This is a genomic window from Microvirga puerhi (assembly GCF_020089865.1).
In the GTDB taxonomy this organism is placed as follows: Bacteria; Pseudomonadota; Alphaproteobacteria; order Rhizobiales; family Beijerinckiaceae; genus Microvirga; species Microvirga puerhi.
On record NZ_JAIRBM010000001.1, the window covers coordinates 49,843 to 63,637 of the forward strand.

Annotated in this window: 17 protein-coding genes; 10 read left to right on the top strand and 7 right to left on the bottom strand. The window is 62.7% G+C overall.

Features of this window, described 5'->3' with window-relative positions:
• The first annotated feature begins 123 nt into the window (after positions 1-123).
• From K9B37_RS00270 to K9B37_RS00285, 4 genes are all read left to right on the top strand, one after another.
• Positions 124-822 carry a metal-dependent hydrolase gene (locus K9B37_RS00270; RefSeq protein ID WP_224310794.1) on the top strand — a complete coding sequence of 233 codons (699 nt, stop codon included), beginning with the start codon at positions 124-126 and terminating at the stop codon, positions 820-822.
• A gap of 88 nt (positions 823-910) precedes the next feature.
• Complete coding sequence (gene gatC / locus K9B37_RS00275; protein ID WP_224310795.1) at positions 911-1,198, top strand: Asp-tRNA(Asn)/Glu-tRNA(Gln) amidotransferase subunit GatC; 288 nt, start codon at positions 911-913, stop codon at positions 1,196-1,198.
• Positions 1,199-1,290: 92 nt separating this feature from the next.
• On the top strand, positions 1,291-2,811 hold the full coding sequence (gene gatA / locus K9B37_RS00280; RefSeq protein ID WP_224310796.1) for an Asp-tRNA(Asn)/Glu-tRNA(Gln) amidotransferase subunit GatA: 1,521 nt from the start codon (positions 1,291-1,293) through the stop codon (positions 2,809-2,811).
• Positions 2,808-3,101, top strand: a complete 294-nt coding sequence (locus tag K9B37_RS00285) for a hypothetical protein (RefSeq protein WP_224310797.1) — start codon at positions 2,808-2,810, stop codon at positions 3,099-3,101. Before gatA ends, K9B37_RS00285 begins: the two co-directional genes overlap by 4 nt.
• A gap of 81 nt (positions 3,102-3,182) precedes the next feature.
• Here K9B37_RS00285 and K9B37_RS00290 read toward each other — a convergent pair whose 3' ends face one another.
• Both K9B37_RS00290 and K9B37_RS00295 read right to left on the bottom strand, forming a co-directional pair.
• A complete protein-coding gene (locus K9B37_RS00290) occupies positions 3,183-3,707 on the bottom strand; it encodes a hypothetical protein (protein ID WP_224310798.1) in 525 nt (174 codons plus the stop codon).
• Positions 3,708-3,751: 44 nt separating this feature from the next.
• Positions 3,752-4,468 (bottom strand): ArsR/SmtB family transcription factor, encoded by a 717-nt coding sequence (locus tag K9B37_RS00295; RefSeq protein ID WP_224310799.1) that lies wholly within the window; start codon positions 4,466-4,468, stop codon positions 3,752-3,754.
• 136 nt (positions 4,469-4,604) lie between these two features.
• On the opposite strand from K9B37_RS00295, the gene K9B37_RS00300 reads away from it, so the two are divergent.
• The gene (locus K9B37_RS00300; RefSeq protein WP_224310800.1) at positions 4,605-5,522 is read left to right on the top strand and encodes a DMT family transporter; all 918 of its coding nucleotides are present in this window, start codon (positions 4,605-4,607) and stop codon (positions 5,520-5,522) included.
• Positions 5,523-5,610: 88 nt separating this feature from the next.
• Here K9B37_RS00300 and K9B37_RS00305 read toward each other — a convergent pair whose 3' ends face one another.
• A complete protein-coding gene (locus K9B37_RS00305) occupies positions 5,611-5,934 on the bottom strand; it encodes a hypothetical protein (protein WP_224310801.1) in 324 nt (107 codons plus the stop codon).
• Between the two features lie 223 nt (positions 5,935-6,157).
• Between K9B37_RS00305 and gatB the strand changes: the two genes are divergently transcribed.
• Positions 6,158-7,633 carry an Asp-tRNA(Asn)/Glu-tRNA(Gln) amidotransferase subunit GatB gene (gene gatB, locus K9B37_RS00310; RefSeq protein WP_224310802.1) on the top strand — a complete coding sequence of 492 codons (1,476 nt, stop codon included), beginning with the start codon at positions 6,158-6,160 and terminating at the stop codon, positions 7,631-7,633.
• Between the two features lie 630 nt (positions 7,634-8,263).
• Here the strand turns inward: gatB and K9B37_RS00315 are convergent.
• Positions 8,264-9,676, bottom strand: a complete 1,413-nt coding sequence (locus K9B37_RS00315) for an adenylate/guanylate cyclase domain-containing protein (RefSeq protein ID WP_224310803.1) — start codon at positions 9,674-9,676, stop codon at positions 8,264-8,266.
• A gap of 149 nt (positions 9,677-9,825) precedes the next feature.
• Positions 9,826-10,230, bottom strand: coding sequence for a DUF4345 domain-containing protein (locus tag K9B37_RS00320; protein WP_224310804.1), 405 nt, complete (start codon positions 10,228-10,230; stop codon positions 9,826-9,828).
• A 131-nt stretch (positions 10,231-10,361) separates the two neighbouring features.
• Here K9B37_RS00320 and K9B37_RS00325 point away from each other — a divergent pair, with 131 nt between their 5' ends.
• The 3 genes from K9B37_RS00325 to K9B37_RS00335 all read left to right on the top strand — a co-directional run bounded on the left by K9B37_RS00325 (position 10,362) and on the right by K9B37_RS00335 (position 12,153).
• Complete coding sequence (locus tag K9B37_RS00325; RefSeq protein WP_224310805.1) at positions 10,362-11,003, top strand: glutathione S-transferase family protein; 642 nt, start codon at positions 10,362-10,364, stop codon at positions 11,001-11,003.
• Positions 11,000-11,458, top strand: a complete 459-nt coding sequence (locus K9B37_RS00330) for a GNAT family N-acetyltransferase (RefSeq protein ID WP_224310806.1) — start codon at positions 11,000-11,002, stop codon at positions 11,456-11,458. The genes K9B37_RS00325 and K9B37_RS00330 overlap by 4 nt, the downstream gene beginning before the upstream one ends.
• Before the next feature lie 77 nt (positions 11,459-11,535).
• Entirely contained in the window at positions 11,536-12,153 is a 618-nt protein-coding gene (locus K9B37_RS00335; protein ID WP_224310807.1) for a LysE family translocator, read from the top strand.
• Between the two features lie 39 nt (positions 12,154-12,192).
• Here K9B37_RS00335 and K9B37_RS00340 read toward each other — a convergent pair whose 3' ends face one another.
• Positions 12,193-12,447 carry a hypothetical protein gene (locus tag K9B37_RS00340; RefSeq protein ID WP_224310808.1) on the bottom strand — a complete coding sequence of 85 codons (255 nt, stop codon included), beginning with the start codon at positions 12,445-12,447 and terminating at the stop codon, positions 12,193-12,195.
• A 199-nt stretch (positions 12,448-12,646) separates the two neighbouring features.
• Here K9B37_RS00340 and K9B37_RS00345 point away from each other — a divergent pair, with 199 nt between their 5' ends.
• Positions 12,647-13,354, top strand: coding sequence for a glutathione S-transferase N-terminal domain-containing protein (locus K9B37_RS00345; protein ID WP_224310809.1), 708 nt, complete (start codon positions 12,647-12,649; stop codon positions 13,352-13,354).
• A gap of 16 nt (positions 13,355-13,370) precedes the next feature.
• On the opposite strand, the gene K9B37_RS00350 is transcribed toward K9B37_RS00345, so the two are convergent.
• The gene (locus K9B37_RS00350) at positions 13,371-13,775 is read right to left on the bottom strand and encodes a DUF2147 domain-containing protein (RefSeq protein ID WP_224310810.1); all 405 of its coding nucleotides are present in this window, start codon (positions 13,773-13,775) and stop codon (positions 13,371-13,373) included.
• Positions 13,776-13,795: the final 20 nt, after the last annotated feature.

Here is a 13,795-nt window from a genome sequence, read left to right on the forward strand (position 1 = left end):
CCCTTCCCGGCAGCGCGGTTATTGCCTAGCTTCGGGCCGATCTCGCAGCGAGTCGCGTCCGATGGACCGTGGCCGGATGCCGCGGCTGCTCCATCTCTTTCCCGTCACCTGAAGGGTCTCGTCATGAAAATCACCTGGTTCGGGCATTCCGCCTTCCGTCTCGATTTCGCGAACAGCGTCCTGCTGATCGATCCGTTCTTTTCCGGAAACCCGGCCTTCGAGGGCAGCAAGGAGAGGGCCTATGAGGGGGCGACTCACATCCTCATCACCCACGGCCATGGAGATCATGTGGGCGATACCGTCACGATCGCGAGGGCCACGGGCGCCAAAGTGGTCACGAATTTCGACCTGTGCATGTACCTCGTGTCGCAGGGCGTGGAGAATTTCGACCCGATGAATACGGGCGGCACGATCCAGCAGGACGGGTTCTCGGTGAGCATGGTCCGGGCGGACCATTCGGCCGGTCTGGTAGAGATGGGCGTGAATTTCCCGCTCGGAAGCGCCAACGGGCTCATCGTCAAGGCGCCGGGCGAGCCGACGATCTATCACATGGGCGACACGGATATTTTCAACGACATGGAGCTGATCGCCGAGATCCACCGGCCCGACGTGGCCATGGTGCCGATCGGCGACCGCTTCACCATGGGTGGGGATGTCGCGGCGCTCGCGGTCGAGCGCTTCTTCAAGCTCAAGGCGGCGATTCCCTGCCATTACGGCTCATTCCCGATCATCGACCAGACAGCGGACAAGTTCGTGGCGGCCCTGGACGGGAAGGGCACGCAGGTGGTGGTGCCGCACAAGACCGTGGGCGTGAGAATCTGAGCACTGGCCCTCGGATCATATCCGACATTGCGGCCCGAGGCGGGCGGGTGTTATAGCCCGCCCCATTGCATCAAAGGGTTGCCCATTCATGTCGGTCGATCAGAAAACGGTTCGCCGGATCGCGCATCTGGCGCGCATTGCGGTCCAGGAGGAAGATGTTCCGCATCTTCAGGGCGAGCTCAACGCCATCCTGTCCTTCGTGGAGCAACTCAACGAAGTGAATGTCGAAGGCGTAGAGCCGATGACGTCCGTGACACCCATGGTCATGAAGAAGCGCCAGGACGGGATCACCGACGGCGAGAATGCTGCGAAGGTGCTCATGAACGCGCCCGCGCGGGAGGATGACTTCTTCGTCGTGCCGAAGGTGATCGAGTAGGCGCAAGGCCTTCTCGCCCCCGATTTCCGCCAGATTCAAGGCGTCAAAGGCCGAAAGAGCCCGGCCATGGCGCTCACAAGAGATCAAGTCCCGTGACAGAACTGACCCATCTCACCATCGCAGAGGCCCGCGACGGGCTGAAGGCCAAGAGCTTCTCGGCGACCGAACTCGCGAAGGCCCATATCGACGCCATCGAGAAGGCGAGGGCGCTCAACGCCTATGTGCTGGAAACGCCTGAGAAGGCGCTTTCCATGGCCAAAGCTTCGGATGAGCGGCTCGCCAAGAGCGAAGGCGGGGCTCTCGAGGGAATCCCGCTGGGAATCAAGGACCTGTTCTGCACCGACGGTGTGGAATCGACCGCCGGTTCCAAGATCCTCAAGGGCTTCAAGCCGCCTTACGAGTCGACTGTCACGCAGAATCTCTGGAACGACGGCGCCGTGATGCTGGGCAAGCTCAACATGGACGAGTTCGCCATGGGCTCGTCCAACGAGACCAGCGCCTTCGGCCCGGTCGTGTCTCCCTGGCGCCGACAGGGTTCGAACGTCTCGGCGGGCGCGGCCGGTGCCATCGAGGGCACCCATCTCGTTCCTGGCGGTTCCTCGGGTGGTTCTGCTGCGGCGGTAGCGGCGCATCTCTGCCTCGGCGCAACTGCAACCGATACTGGCGGTTCGATCCGCCAGCCGGCCGCCTTCACCGGCACCGTCGGCATCAAGCCGACCTATGGCCGCGTCTCGCGCTGGGGCACGGTGGCTTTCGCCTCGTCCTTGGACCAGGCGGGGCCGATCACCCGCACAGTGCGGGATTCGGCCATTATGCTGCGCTCCATGTCGGGCGCCGACCCGAAGGACACCACCTGCGTCGACCTGCCGGTGCCGGATTTCGAGGCGGCGGTGTCGCGCGGCGTGAAGGGCCTGAAGATCGGCATTCCGAAGGAATATCGGATCGACGGCATGTCGCCGGAGATCGAGAAGCTCTGGCAGCAGGGAACGGAATGGCTGCGCGCGGCCGGCGCCGAGATTGTTGAGGTCTCGCTGCCACACACGAAATACGCACTGCCGGCCTACTACATCGTCGCTCCCGCCGAAGCCTCGTCGAATCTCGCCCGCTATGACGGCGTCCGCTACGGTATCCGCGAGAACGGCAAGGACATCGTCGCCATGTACGAGAAGACCCGCGCAGCCGGTTTCGGCCGCGAGGTCAAGCGCCGCATCATGATCGGGACCTATGTGCTCTCGGCGGGCTATTACGACGCTTATTACGTGCGCGCCCAGAAGATTCGCACCCTGATCAAGCGCGACTTCGAAGAGGTCTATGCGAAGGGCGTTCATGCGATCCTGACGCCGGCGACGCCCTCCGCTGCCTTCGGCATCGGCGAGAAGGGTTCGGGGGACCCCGTCGAGATGTATCTCAACGACATCTTCACCGTGACGGTGAACATGGCGGGCCTGCCGGGCATCGCAGTTCCGGCCGGTCTCGATGCGCAGGGACTGCCGCTGGGCCTCCAGCTCATCGGCCGCGCTTTCGATGAAGAGACGCTCTTCGCGGCAGGTCAGGTCATCGAGGATTCCGCAGGCCGCGTGACGCTGCCTGGCGCCTGGTGGGCAGGCGCGTGACGCCTCCCGCCATTCCCCTTGCGGTCTGGCTCTGGGGTGCGTTCGATCCGGTTCTGGTGATCGCGGCGGTCCTGCTCGGTTGGAAGGCCGACCAGTTCGGCAAGGTTTTCATCGCTGCCATCGCGGCGCTCGGCGTCGCCGTGCTGTTCTCGTGGCTCGTCACGGGGCTCGACATCCCGTGGTTCGCTCCGGTCAGCCACGACACGCCGACGCTTCTGCCGGTCCGCGCCATTGCCGCACTGCTCTGGGCCGGAGGCGCCTATGCGGCGCGTCGGGTGGCGGGGCGTTAGGAAGACGGTCGCCGTCCGTCGTCATTCCGAGCCCAGCGCTGCGCGCTGTCCCGGAGTGACGAGTTTTGGATCGAATCCCGCTCAGGTCTCCGCGATTCCGGCGGGCACTCCGCTTGCCGAGAGCGCTGCGTCGATCTCCGAGAGCGTCGCCTTCTCGGCATCGCTGACCTTGACGCCGCCGAACCCGAAGAAGCCTCCCTCCTTACCGGCTTCGGCAGTCTGCTGCGCTACTTGGCGCAGCCAGGCCTTGAAAGCCGGCGCGTCCTCAGGGGCCTTGGCGTCGAGAAGGCCCGCGACGGCACGCAACTCCTCGATTGCCTTTTGGGGCACGCTGCTCAGCTCGCTGCCCTTGAATCGCCCCTCGAAGGAGTGGCGCAGGGCGTCCCGCGTCGTCGGATCGCCGAGATCGTCCGCCACGGCCTTCACGAGCGGGTCGGCATTCGGATCCTTCTTCACATCAAGCAGGGCCCAGCCGCTCGCAAGGGCTTCCTTCAGCATGCTCCACAGGCCGCCCGGGTCTGCGGCCGTGATGGCGATGCCGGCAACGATCGGGCTGGCCATGATCCGTGCCCATTCATCGGGTGTGAAGGTTGCTTTGGTGGCCATGATCTTCCCCTCGCCGAAGCCTGGCGGCAGAGTCCGCCGAAAGCTCAATCGCCGGAAACTTGGCTTGGTTCCCTCACACCGAAGGTTTCCGCGAGGCCGCGCTGTCCGGACGCTGTAATGGCGAGCGCGCGGCTGTCCTTGATCCGCTCGACCCAACCCAGTTCGAAAAGCCGATCGCACAAAGCTGCACCGAGACGCCCAGCTAGGTGAGGGCGACGCTCGCTCCAGTCGAGACAGGTTCGGCAGAGGGCTCGTCCGCGTCCGCTTCCCGCATCAGGATCGATTCCGAAATCGCAGAAGAACCGGCGTCCCTCGTCCGTCACGGCGCCTGCGCTGTCGGAAAGCACGATGTAGTGGCGCTCCGTCAGCGTGTCGGCCAGGGCGATGCCGAGGCGGCCCGCCAAATGATCGTAGCAGGTGCGGGCGCGACGCAGGGCCTCGTCCTTCGGACCGACGGGGCGGTGACGCTTGGGTCCGACGGACGCGACGGCCATCAGCGCTTCGATGGCCTGAGCCACCTCGGACGAGGCCAGCCGATAGTACCGATGCCGGCCCTGGCGGGCCATGGAAATGAGTCTCGCTTCCGAAAGCTTCGCCAGATGCCCGCTCGCGGTCGAGGCGCTGACGCCGCTGTGCCAGGCGAGCTCGCTCGCGGTGAGAGCCCGGCCGTCCATGAGGGCGGACAGGATGTTCGCTCGCGCTACGTCGCCCATGAGGGAGGCGATTTCCGCGAGCGTAATGCCGGAGACCATATTCGTCATGGCGCGATCCTAGCGGAGTTGGATGGGACAATCAGCAGGAGACGCTTCGGCCGGGACCGAAGCATTCGCATGGGACCGACCGGACATGCCATGCGAGTGTGCGGCATCATATCCCGTCACGAGAGACACCATCGCCATGAGCGAGACCCGAACACCCAACTATGCCGTCGAACTATGCCTTCTCGCCGCCCTGGCGACCCTTTGGGGTGCGTCCTACACGTTCATCAAGCTCGGGATCGAGACCATTCCGCCGGTGACGCTGATCGCCGCACGTACGATCATCGCGAGCACGGTCCTCGTCGTCATTCTGCGTTTGCGCGGGATCGAACTGCCGCGAGATGCGGCGACCTGGCGGAAATTCGCCTTCCAGGCCTGCCTGAACAGCGTCATCCCCTTTACCCTCATTGCCTGGGCGGAGAAGTCGGTGGATGCGGGGCTCGCGGTCATCCTGAATTCCATGACCCCGGTCTTCACCTTCCTGATCACCGTGCTCTGGACCCGCCACGAACCGACCCCGTTCCGCAAGATGGCAGGCGTGATCATCGGCCTCTCCGGAACCTGCGTCATCGTCGGCATGCAAGCCTTTCAGCAAGTCGGGCAGGAGCTTTTGGGCCAGCTTGCGGTGGTTCTGGCGACGATCTGTTATGCGGGAGCCGCGATCTTCGGGCGCAATTTCAAAGGGTTGGACCCGATGGCGCCTGCCGCCGGATCCCTTATTTCGGGGGCTCTCATCTTGATTCCGGTCAGCCTGATCGTGGATCAGCCCTGGACGCTGTCGCCCTCGATCCGCTCCGTCGGGGCCCTGATCGGCCTTGCGGTCTTTTCGACGGCCTTCGCGTTCGTGCTGTATTTCCGGCTGATCCAGACTCTCGGATCTGTCGGTGCGACGGCGCAGGCCTATCTCCGGGCGCCGATCGGGGTCGCTATCGGCGCCTATTTTCTGGGCGAGCGGCTCGATGCCTCTGCATGGATCGGGCTCGTCTGCATCCTCATCGGTGTGAGCCTCATGACGCTGCCGCAGAAGAGCCCTGCGCCAGCTCTGAAGACGACGTGACGTCGGGCATCCGCAGGATCACCGTCTTCGCCAAAGAAAATGGGCCTGACCGAAGCCAGGCCCATAAACTCGTCCTCACTGGGTGAGGTTACGGCTTCGGCGAACCGGTCGAAGGAGCAGTCGGCGAAGCCGGGGCGGCCGGGGTCGGCGCGGTCGTCGAGCTTCCGGGTGTGCTCGGATTCGGCGAGCTCGGAGCAGCAGGCGCGGTCTGGGTTTGCGGCGCCGTGGTGCTACCGGTCGTGCTCACGTCGCGGTTGCCGCCGTCATAGAACAGGAAGGCAAGCAAGCCGAGAGCGATAACAAGACCGCCAATCAAGTAAGCAAGAGTATTCGAGCCACGAGCGTCGCTGTCGTAGACCTCGCTCTCGCGGTTGTATAGGTTAGGATCGCGATCCATCGGATCTACAGCCATTGTTGTCTCCTTGACCATTTACCTGCCGAACAACGCTTGATATCGGTCGTGGTTTCATCGAGGCTCGGCTTTATGGTTAAATAACTGTGCACAAATTATGAATGAACTTAACGATACTCTGCCTTAATCTGAACGAACGTTCAGATTCAAAAAAGGTTGACCAGAACCGCCCGAGGCTCTTACTCCGGTTCGAAGTCACCGTTATTCGAAGGCGCGAGGCCGCATGAACGCTCCGGTCAATCCAAAGAAGCTCATCAAGGGCGCGACAGGCGATTGGGAAATCGTCATCGGCATGGAAATCCATGCCCAGGTGACTAGCCAAGCCAAGCTGTTCTCCGGCGCTTCGACGGCTTTCGGCGGCGATCCGAACAGCCATGTCTCCCTGGTCGATGCTGCCATGCCGGGGATGCTGCCCGTCATCAATGAGGAATGCGTCCGCCAAGCGATCCGCACGGGCCTCGGCCTGAAGGCGCAGATCAATCTCAAGAGCACCTTCGACCGGAAGAACTATTTCTATCCGGATCTGCCGCAGGGCTACCAGATCAGCCAGTACAAGAGCCCGATCGTCGGCGAGGGCGAGGTCATCGTTGACGTCATCGAGACGGGCGAGACGATCACGGTGGGCATCGAACGCCTGCACTTGGAACAAGATGCGGGCAAGTCGATCCACGACCTGCATCCCACAATGAGCTTCGTCGACCTCAACCGGTCGGGCGTGGCCCTCATGGAAATCGTGTCGAGGCCGGACTTGCGTTCCGCCGACGAGGCGCGCGCCTATGTGACCAAGCTGCGCACGATTCTGCGTTATCTCGGCACCTGCGACGGCGACATGGAGAAGGGCAACCTCCGTGCCGACGTGAACGTCTCCGTGCGCCGCCCAGGTGATCCCTTGGGTACGCGCTGCGAGATCAAGAACGTCAACTCGATCCGCTTCATTGGCCAGGCCATCGAGGTCGAGGCGCGTCGTCAGATCGGCATCATCGAGGACGGTGGCGTCATCGAGCAGGAGACGCGCCTTTTCGATCCAGGCAAGGGCGAGACCCGGTCCATGCGCTCCAAGGAAGAAGCGCACGACTACCGCTACTTCCCGGATCCGGACCTGCTGCCGCTCGAATTCGATCAGGCCTATGTGGACGATCTCGCGCAGCATCTCCCCGAATTGCCGGACGAGAAGAAGGCCCGCTTCATGGCGAGCTATGGGGTGCCGGCTTATGACGCCGGCGTGCTCGTGGCCGAGCGCGCTTCGGCGGATTTTTATGAGGATGTTGCGAAGGGCCGCGACGGCAAGGCCGCTGCGAACTGGGTCATCAACGAGCTCTTCGGGCGCCTGAACAAGGAAGGCAAGGACATCGCGTCCTCGCCGGTCTCCGCGAAACAGCTCGGCAGCATCATCGACCTGATCGGTGAGAGCGTCATCTCGGGCAAGATCGCCAAGGACCTGTTCGAGATCGTCTTCACCGAAGGCGGGGATCCGCGGCAGATCGTGGAAGCCCGCGGCATGAAGCAGGTGACCGATACCGGCGCCATCGAGGCCGCCATCGACGCCGTCATCGACGCCAATCCGGACAAGGTCGAGCAGACCAAGGCGAAGCCGACCCTGCTCGGCTGGTTCGTCGGCCAAGTCATGAAGCAGACGGGCGGCAAGGCCAATCCGCAGGCGGTGAACGAGCTTTTGAAGGCGAAGCTCGGTATTGAGTGATCGCGATGGACGGGCACGTCCGCGTGGCCGTCTATTTTCTCTAAGCTGGGCAGCGCGATCCCAGCGACATTTGGGATTGTTCGTCAGCTGTCATTCCGGGACGCGCCCTCGGCGCGGGCCCGGAACCCATAGATACGACGTGTCAGGATCAGCGCAGCGGCTGTCCCGGCTCTTCGTCTTGCAGCACTCGCGGTTATGGGTTCCGAGCCCATCGCTCCGCGCTGTCCCGGAATGACGGTGGATTTGTCCCGACTTTTCGCCGTCCTGGCGAAATCACCGCAGCTATTGTAATCTCCGCCCGCGGCCCGAGTCGGCCGCTTGTCATCAACCTCAGCCGAAGGAGGCGTCACATGGCCCTTGCATTTGCCCCATGCGCTTACGCCGTAACCCTTCAATCCCATCATGCTGCAGGTTTTGATGAAGCAGATAACGCTATCCTTGGTCTGGTTGACCGTTCGCATTGATATCATTCCGGCGGCTCTCGATCGCCGGTCGGCTCACAAGACAATTCGACAATCTTCCTCTCCTGAAATGGTCGAGAGCCTTCGGGCTCGCCTCAGTCCGCATCTCCTGAGGGATATCGGGCTCGATCGCGACAGGGGGAGTGACGCTCCCGTGGCGTGACCCGCGTCACGGGATTTCATAAATGGCGAATTCGTCGCTCATGCCCCGAAGCGCCCGTTTTTGAAGCGTTGGATGGAGGCCCTGCGCGGCAATGATCCGCGAGGCGTTTGGGTCTTCCACGACGGTTCCGGTGGCGAAGATCGACCGTGACAGAGCAAGACTCTGAACCCGTGAGGCGATGTTCACCGTCTGGCCGAAGTAATCCTGCCGGTCGTTCAGCATCACGGCGAGGCAGGGACCTTCATGGATGCCGATCTTGAGCAGGAGGTCCTCGCGCCCGTATTGCTCGTTGAGGGACCGCATGGCCTCACGCATGTGCAGGGCCGCTGCCAAGGCATGGTCCGGCGTCGGAAAGGTCGCCATTACGGCATCGCCGATGGTCTTGACCACGGCTCCCGCCTCGGCTGCGACGATCTCGTGCAGAACGCGGAAGTGCTCACGCACGAGGTCATAGGCCACGAGATCGCCGACACGCTCATAGAGCTCCGTCGAACCCTTGAGGTCCGTAAACAGAAAGGTCAGGCTCGTGATCTTCAGGCGCTGATCGATATCGAGCGTATCCGTGCGATAGAGATCGCGGAAAGTCTGGTTCGACAGCAGCCGCTTGGCCGTGAGGAACGGACGGCGACGGCCGAGCAGAGCATGCAGCCGATCGTCGGCGATCCAGATTGCGGGAAGGACGCGCCGTGATGAGCGGTTTTCCAGCGACAGGCGCAATGGGCCAGGATGCAAAATGATTGTTTCGTTATGCGTATGGGCTCCGTTGTAGATGATCGACAAGGTCTGCCGCTCGCGCGTCGGCTCGCCCTTGACCTCGATGAACTGGGCCTCGTGCGTTACCGGCTCGAACACGATGATGAACCCAGCCGGAAGCTGGAGAGAAAGGGAGGCGCGCTCGCCCGGCGGCAGATCGATCGAGTCGAGAACGATATCGTCGAGGATGCCTCGAAACGTCTCGTCGTCGGGCAGATCGACGCCGGAACTCCAGAAGAACTGACGGACATAATCCCACATGGGAAGTGTATCCGGATCGTGTGCCGCGATCCGGCGCACGCGCGGACTGATCGTGAAGGTGACTTCCACCATCTCGTCGAGGGTGGGCTCGTAGCCTGCGCCGCACAGGGCGCAGTGATAGGATTCGTGCGTGACGGTCTTCAGGCTGGTGCCTGCATCGAGCACGCCGCCGCAGCCGGGGCACAGCACGCTCCACGACAATTCGAAGAGACCGAGGCGTGCAGATTGCAGGAAGGTGGCAATCAACCGCTCCTCGTCGAATCCTTCCTTCGCTGCAAGAGCCAGCACGTTGACGTGGTTCAGATCGCGATCCTGCCCATCGTGGATCAGTCGCTCGATGATGTCCACGGCGGCGGAATCGGCCGATTGGCGCAGCAGGCTCAGAAGCTTCTCGTCTTCATCCATGGCGCAGCCTCCTTGGAGAGACCCGGCAACGCCGCGGCGTCCGTCGAAGGACGGCCACGATGCAACAGGTCTCATCACGGGATGTGGCGCAACAAGGCGCGATTATAGCATCAACCGACCGTCTTCGCTCGCTCTTTCGCCAGCCAGTATCAGGCGACGCCGTACGCGTCGGCGTAGCGGTTGGCGACGCGGGTCTGCCACAGGCAGAGGACGGGCGTGACGATCAGCTCCAGGAACAGCCCACCGATCATGAAGAACGAAGGCAAGCCGGTCATAAAAAGCCCGACGAGGCGGCCAAGGCCTCCGACGACCACAAGCAGTGTCAGAATTCGGAAACGGTTCGTCTTCACTTCGATGCCGGGCACGGTGCTCCAGAAGCACAGGCCGATGCCTAAAAGGATTCCGGACAGGAACCGAAAGTAGCTCTCTGCCGAGACACTGACGGTGTCGCCCGTCAGGGCTTGGCCGAACAGCACGCCATAAAGACCAACCGCAACCGGAATGATGGCGATGATCGCCACGGTCTGCTGCAGAAGTTTCCGTTCCTTGTCCATGATCGCCTACTGCCCCGCTGAGGACATTCTGGCCTTTCCGGTCCATGAATCAATCCATGTCCGACTTTCCCATTTTGTCCGGGCGGAGAATCCTCTAGGGTCCGCGCCAAATTTCCTGCGGAGGTTAATGGATGCCCGCTCGTTTCGAACTCCATGGCATTTTTGTCTCTGGTCCTACCTACAAGGTCGGGCTGATGCTGTCCCTGGTCGGTGAGCCCTTCGACTACGCTCACTTGAACATGATGGAGGGCGAGCATAAACAGCCCGCCTATCTGTCGAAGCAGCGCTACGGACAGGTTCCGCTTCTGATCGACCGCTCGAACGGACGCTATCTCTGCCAATCGGCGGCCATCCTCGAATATCTGGCCGATACGCTCGGCAAGTTCGGCGGCGCCACCCTCGACGAGCGCCTCCAGGTCCGCGAATGGCTCTACTGGGATTTCGACCGTCTGGCCGGGCCGCTTTATAAGGCGCGCGTGATCAAGATCGGCATCCGCCAGGCGCCACCCGAGGTCTATGAGGATCATCTCGCCTCGGCCAAGGCGGCCCTGAAAGTGCTCGACACCCATCTCGCCGGGCGCGACTGGCTTGTCGGAGAGGGGACGACGATCGCCGACATCGACATCTACGGCGTCATCGCCTTTGCCGACGCGGCGGGAATCGATCTGGCGGAGTATCCCAACGTTGCGGCCTGGGCGAAGCGTGTCGAGGCGCTGCCCGGCTTCAAGGCGACGGGCGAGCTTCTGCCGAAGAGCTCCAGAGAGGCTGCATGAGCGCCCTGACGATCCGCGAAGCCGCGCCACGGGACCTCGAGGCCATCATCCGCCTTCATGAGGAGGATGAACTCGGCTCCCACGGCGACGCCTGGACGCCTGAGACCAAGCCGGCCTACGAGGCTGCATTCGCGGCCATTGCCGCAAGTCCGGAAAACAGCCTTTTCGTGGCACTGGACGGGGACGAGGTGGTCGGCACCTTCCAGCTGACCTTCATCCCCAGTCTGACGAGCCGTGGAGCGCTGCGGGTCAAGGTCGAGAGCGTGAAGGTCAAGGCCGCCCGCCGCTCCGGAGGGATCGGGGCGCAGATGATGGCATTCGCGGAGCAGGAAGCGCAGCGACGCGGAGCACGCATGCTGGAGCTGACCTCCAACAAGACCCGCAAGGATGCGCACCGCTTCTACGAGCGCCTCGGCTTCGCCTGCAGCCACGAGGGCTTCAAGAAGAAGTTCTGACAGGCCTCGTTGCCGGGCTGGCGTATTGCAAGGCGAAAGAAAGCAAGGATAAGGTCCCTCGCCGAAGGGGTTCTGTCATGACGATCACGCTGACCGCTTTTTTCGCGTACCTTGCCGCTCATGCCCTTGCCGCCGCCACACCGGGGCCGGCCATGTTCGCGGTGATCTCGACAGGGCTGTCCCGAGGGGCGAAGGCCGGCATGGCCGTCGGCTTCGGAGTGGCCATCGGCGATATGACGCTCGTGTCCCTGGCCATGATCGGCCTCGTGGCTCTCGCCGCCGCTTTCGGATGGATTTTCGCGTTCGTGAAATATGTCGGCGCGGCCTATCTGATCTGGATCGGAATCAAGATGTGGCGCAGCGCTGCCAATGCCCTTGAGAATCTTCCTGCAAAGCAGGGTGGGGGTGTTCGCTCCATCGCCCTGGGCGCCGCGATTGCATTCGGCAATCCAAAGGCCATTCTGTTCCACGCCAGCCTCATGCCGCTTCTCCTCGACGTGAACGCCCTGACATGGGCGGATATCGGAACGGTGCTGGCTGTGGTCGGTACGGTTAATATCGTGACCATGTCGGTCTATGCGGCTATCACGGGGCGGGCCTCGCAATGGTTCCGCACCCCCGTCCGCATGCGCTGGATGAACCGGATCGCCGGAGGCGCCATGGTCGGTACCGGAGCGGTCATCGCCGCACGGTAAGGACAGCGCAGCGCGCTCCGGCAAGACAGGGCGACAGCCCTAGGCCTTGTCGCCGCCTTTCAGGCGCTTGTTGCAGTCGCTCCAGAACTTTGGCCACTTCATATCTTTGGTGACCTTGCCGTCGGTCTTCATCTGCTTCCACTCGGCGCTGCACTTGCTCATGCGTTCGCGGGTGGCGAGCTGGCCGGCGGTCGGCTCCTTCTTCGGCATCGACTGAGCCATGGCCGGAAGCGGCGCGGCGAGGGTGAGGGCCGTTGCGGCGGCGAAGGCGGTGCGCAGGATACGGTTCGTCATGGGATCCCCCTTGAGGCGCCATGCTTTTAGGAAAAAAGGCGCTGCAAGCATCTCATATGAAACTATGAAACATGCAAGCTCAGCGGGGCTCCCATGCGCCCTGTCCACGGGATTTCGTTGCGGATGCTAGCGACCGTCACAATCTTATGTCTTATCGTCCCGTAACGAATGTTTCGTTCACGACCAGGAGAGGCATGTCATGGCGGGGACCGCCCAAGAACCGATCGATCTCTATTACTGGCCGACCCCGAACGGTTGGAAGGTCACCATCATGCTCGAGGAAACGGGGCTTCCTTATACGGTCCATCCGATCAATATCGGCAAGGGCGACCAGTTCAAGCCCGAGTTCCTGTCGATCTCGCCCAACAACAAGATGCCGGCCATCGTCGATCCCAATGGGCCGGACGGCCGCCCGATCTCGGTCTTCGAATCCGGTGCCATTCTGCAGTATCTCGGCCGCAAGACCGGGCAGTTCTATCCGCAGGACGAGCGCGGACGGGTCGAAGTCGATCAGTGGCTTTTCTGGCAAATGGGCGGCTTCGGCCCCATGCTCGGCCAGACGCACCATTTCCGAATCTATGCGCCGGAGAAGATCCCCTATGCCATCGACCGCTACACCAACGAGGCGAACCGTCTCTACGGCGTGCTGAACAAACAGCTCGCGGACCGTGAGTTCGTCGCCGGCGCATATTCCATCGCCGACATGGCCATCGCTCCCTGGGCGAAGCTGTGGGAGCGGCAGGGCCAGAATATCGAGGAGTTCCCGCACGTGAAGCGCTGGCTCGCCACGATCCTCGCCCGCCCGGCCGTCACCCGCGCGATTGCGGTCAGCTCGGAGGAGAAGGCCAAGACCGACCTGAAGGATCCAGCCGTTCAAGCTATTCTGTTCGGACAAAGAGCGCGGTAGGGCAGCGTATCCTCCCTCAATTCGTCTTCGTCCAGGTCTGCGACCGGCAGATCAGGCCGCCGAGGACGCAGCCTGAAAGCTGTAGGGCCGTTGGGCTCATCACCTTGAGCTTGCCGGTATAGGTCTTGCCGTCCTGAGGGTTGTAGAGCTGGCCGCTGAAGCCGTCGCCTTCCGGCTTGGCGTCCCAGATCATCCGAACGCCCACGATGTTGCGGTTCCGCAGCGCGGGATCAGCGTTGTTCGTGTCCTTCACATAGGTGGAAGCCACGATCGTCCCGCAATAGGCGGCGCCGCATCTGGCGATCCTGACGCGGGTATCGCCACTCTGAGTGAGCCAGGTCCCGCTTGGGTCCGTGGATTGTGCCTGCGATGTTCCGGCGAGGGCGAGCAGGGCGAAGGTGGCAAGGGCGATGCGCGTCATGTTTCTCTCCCGGGAACGCG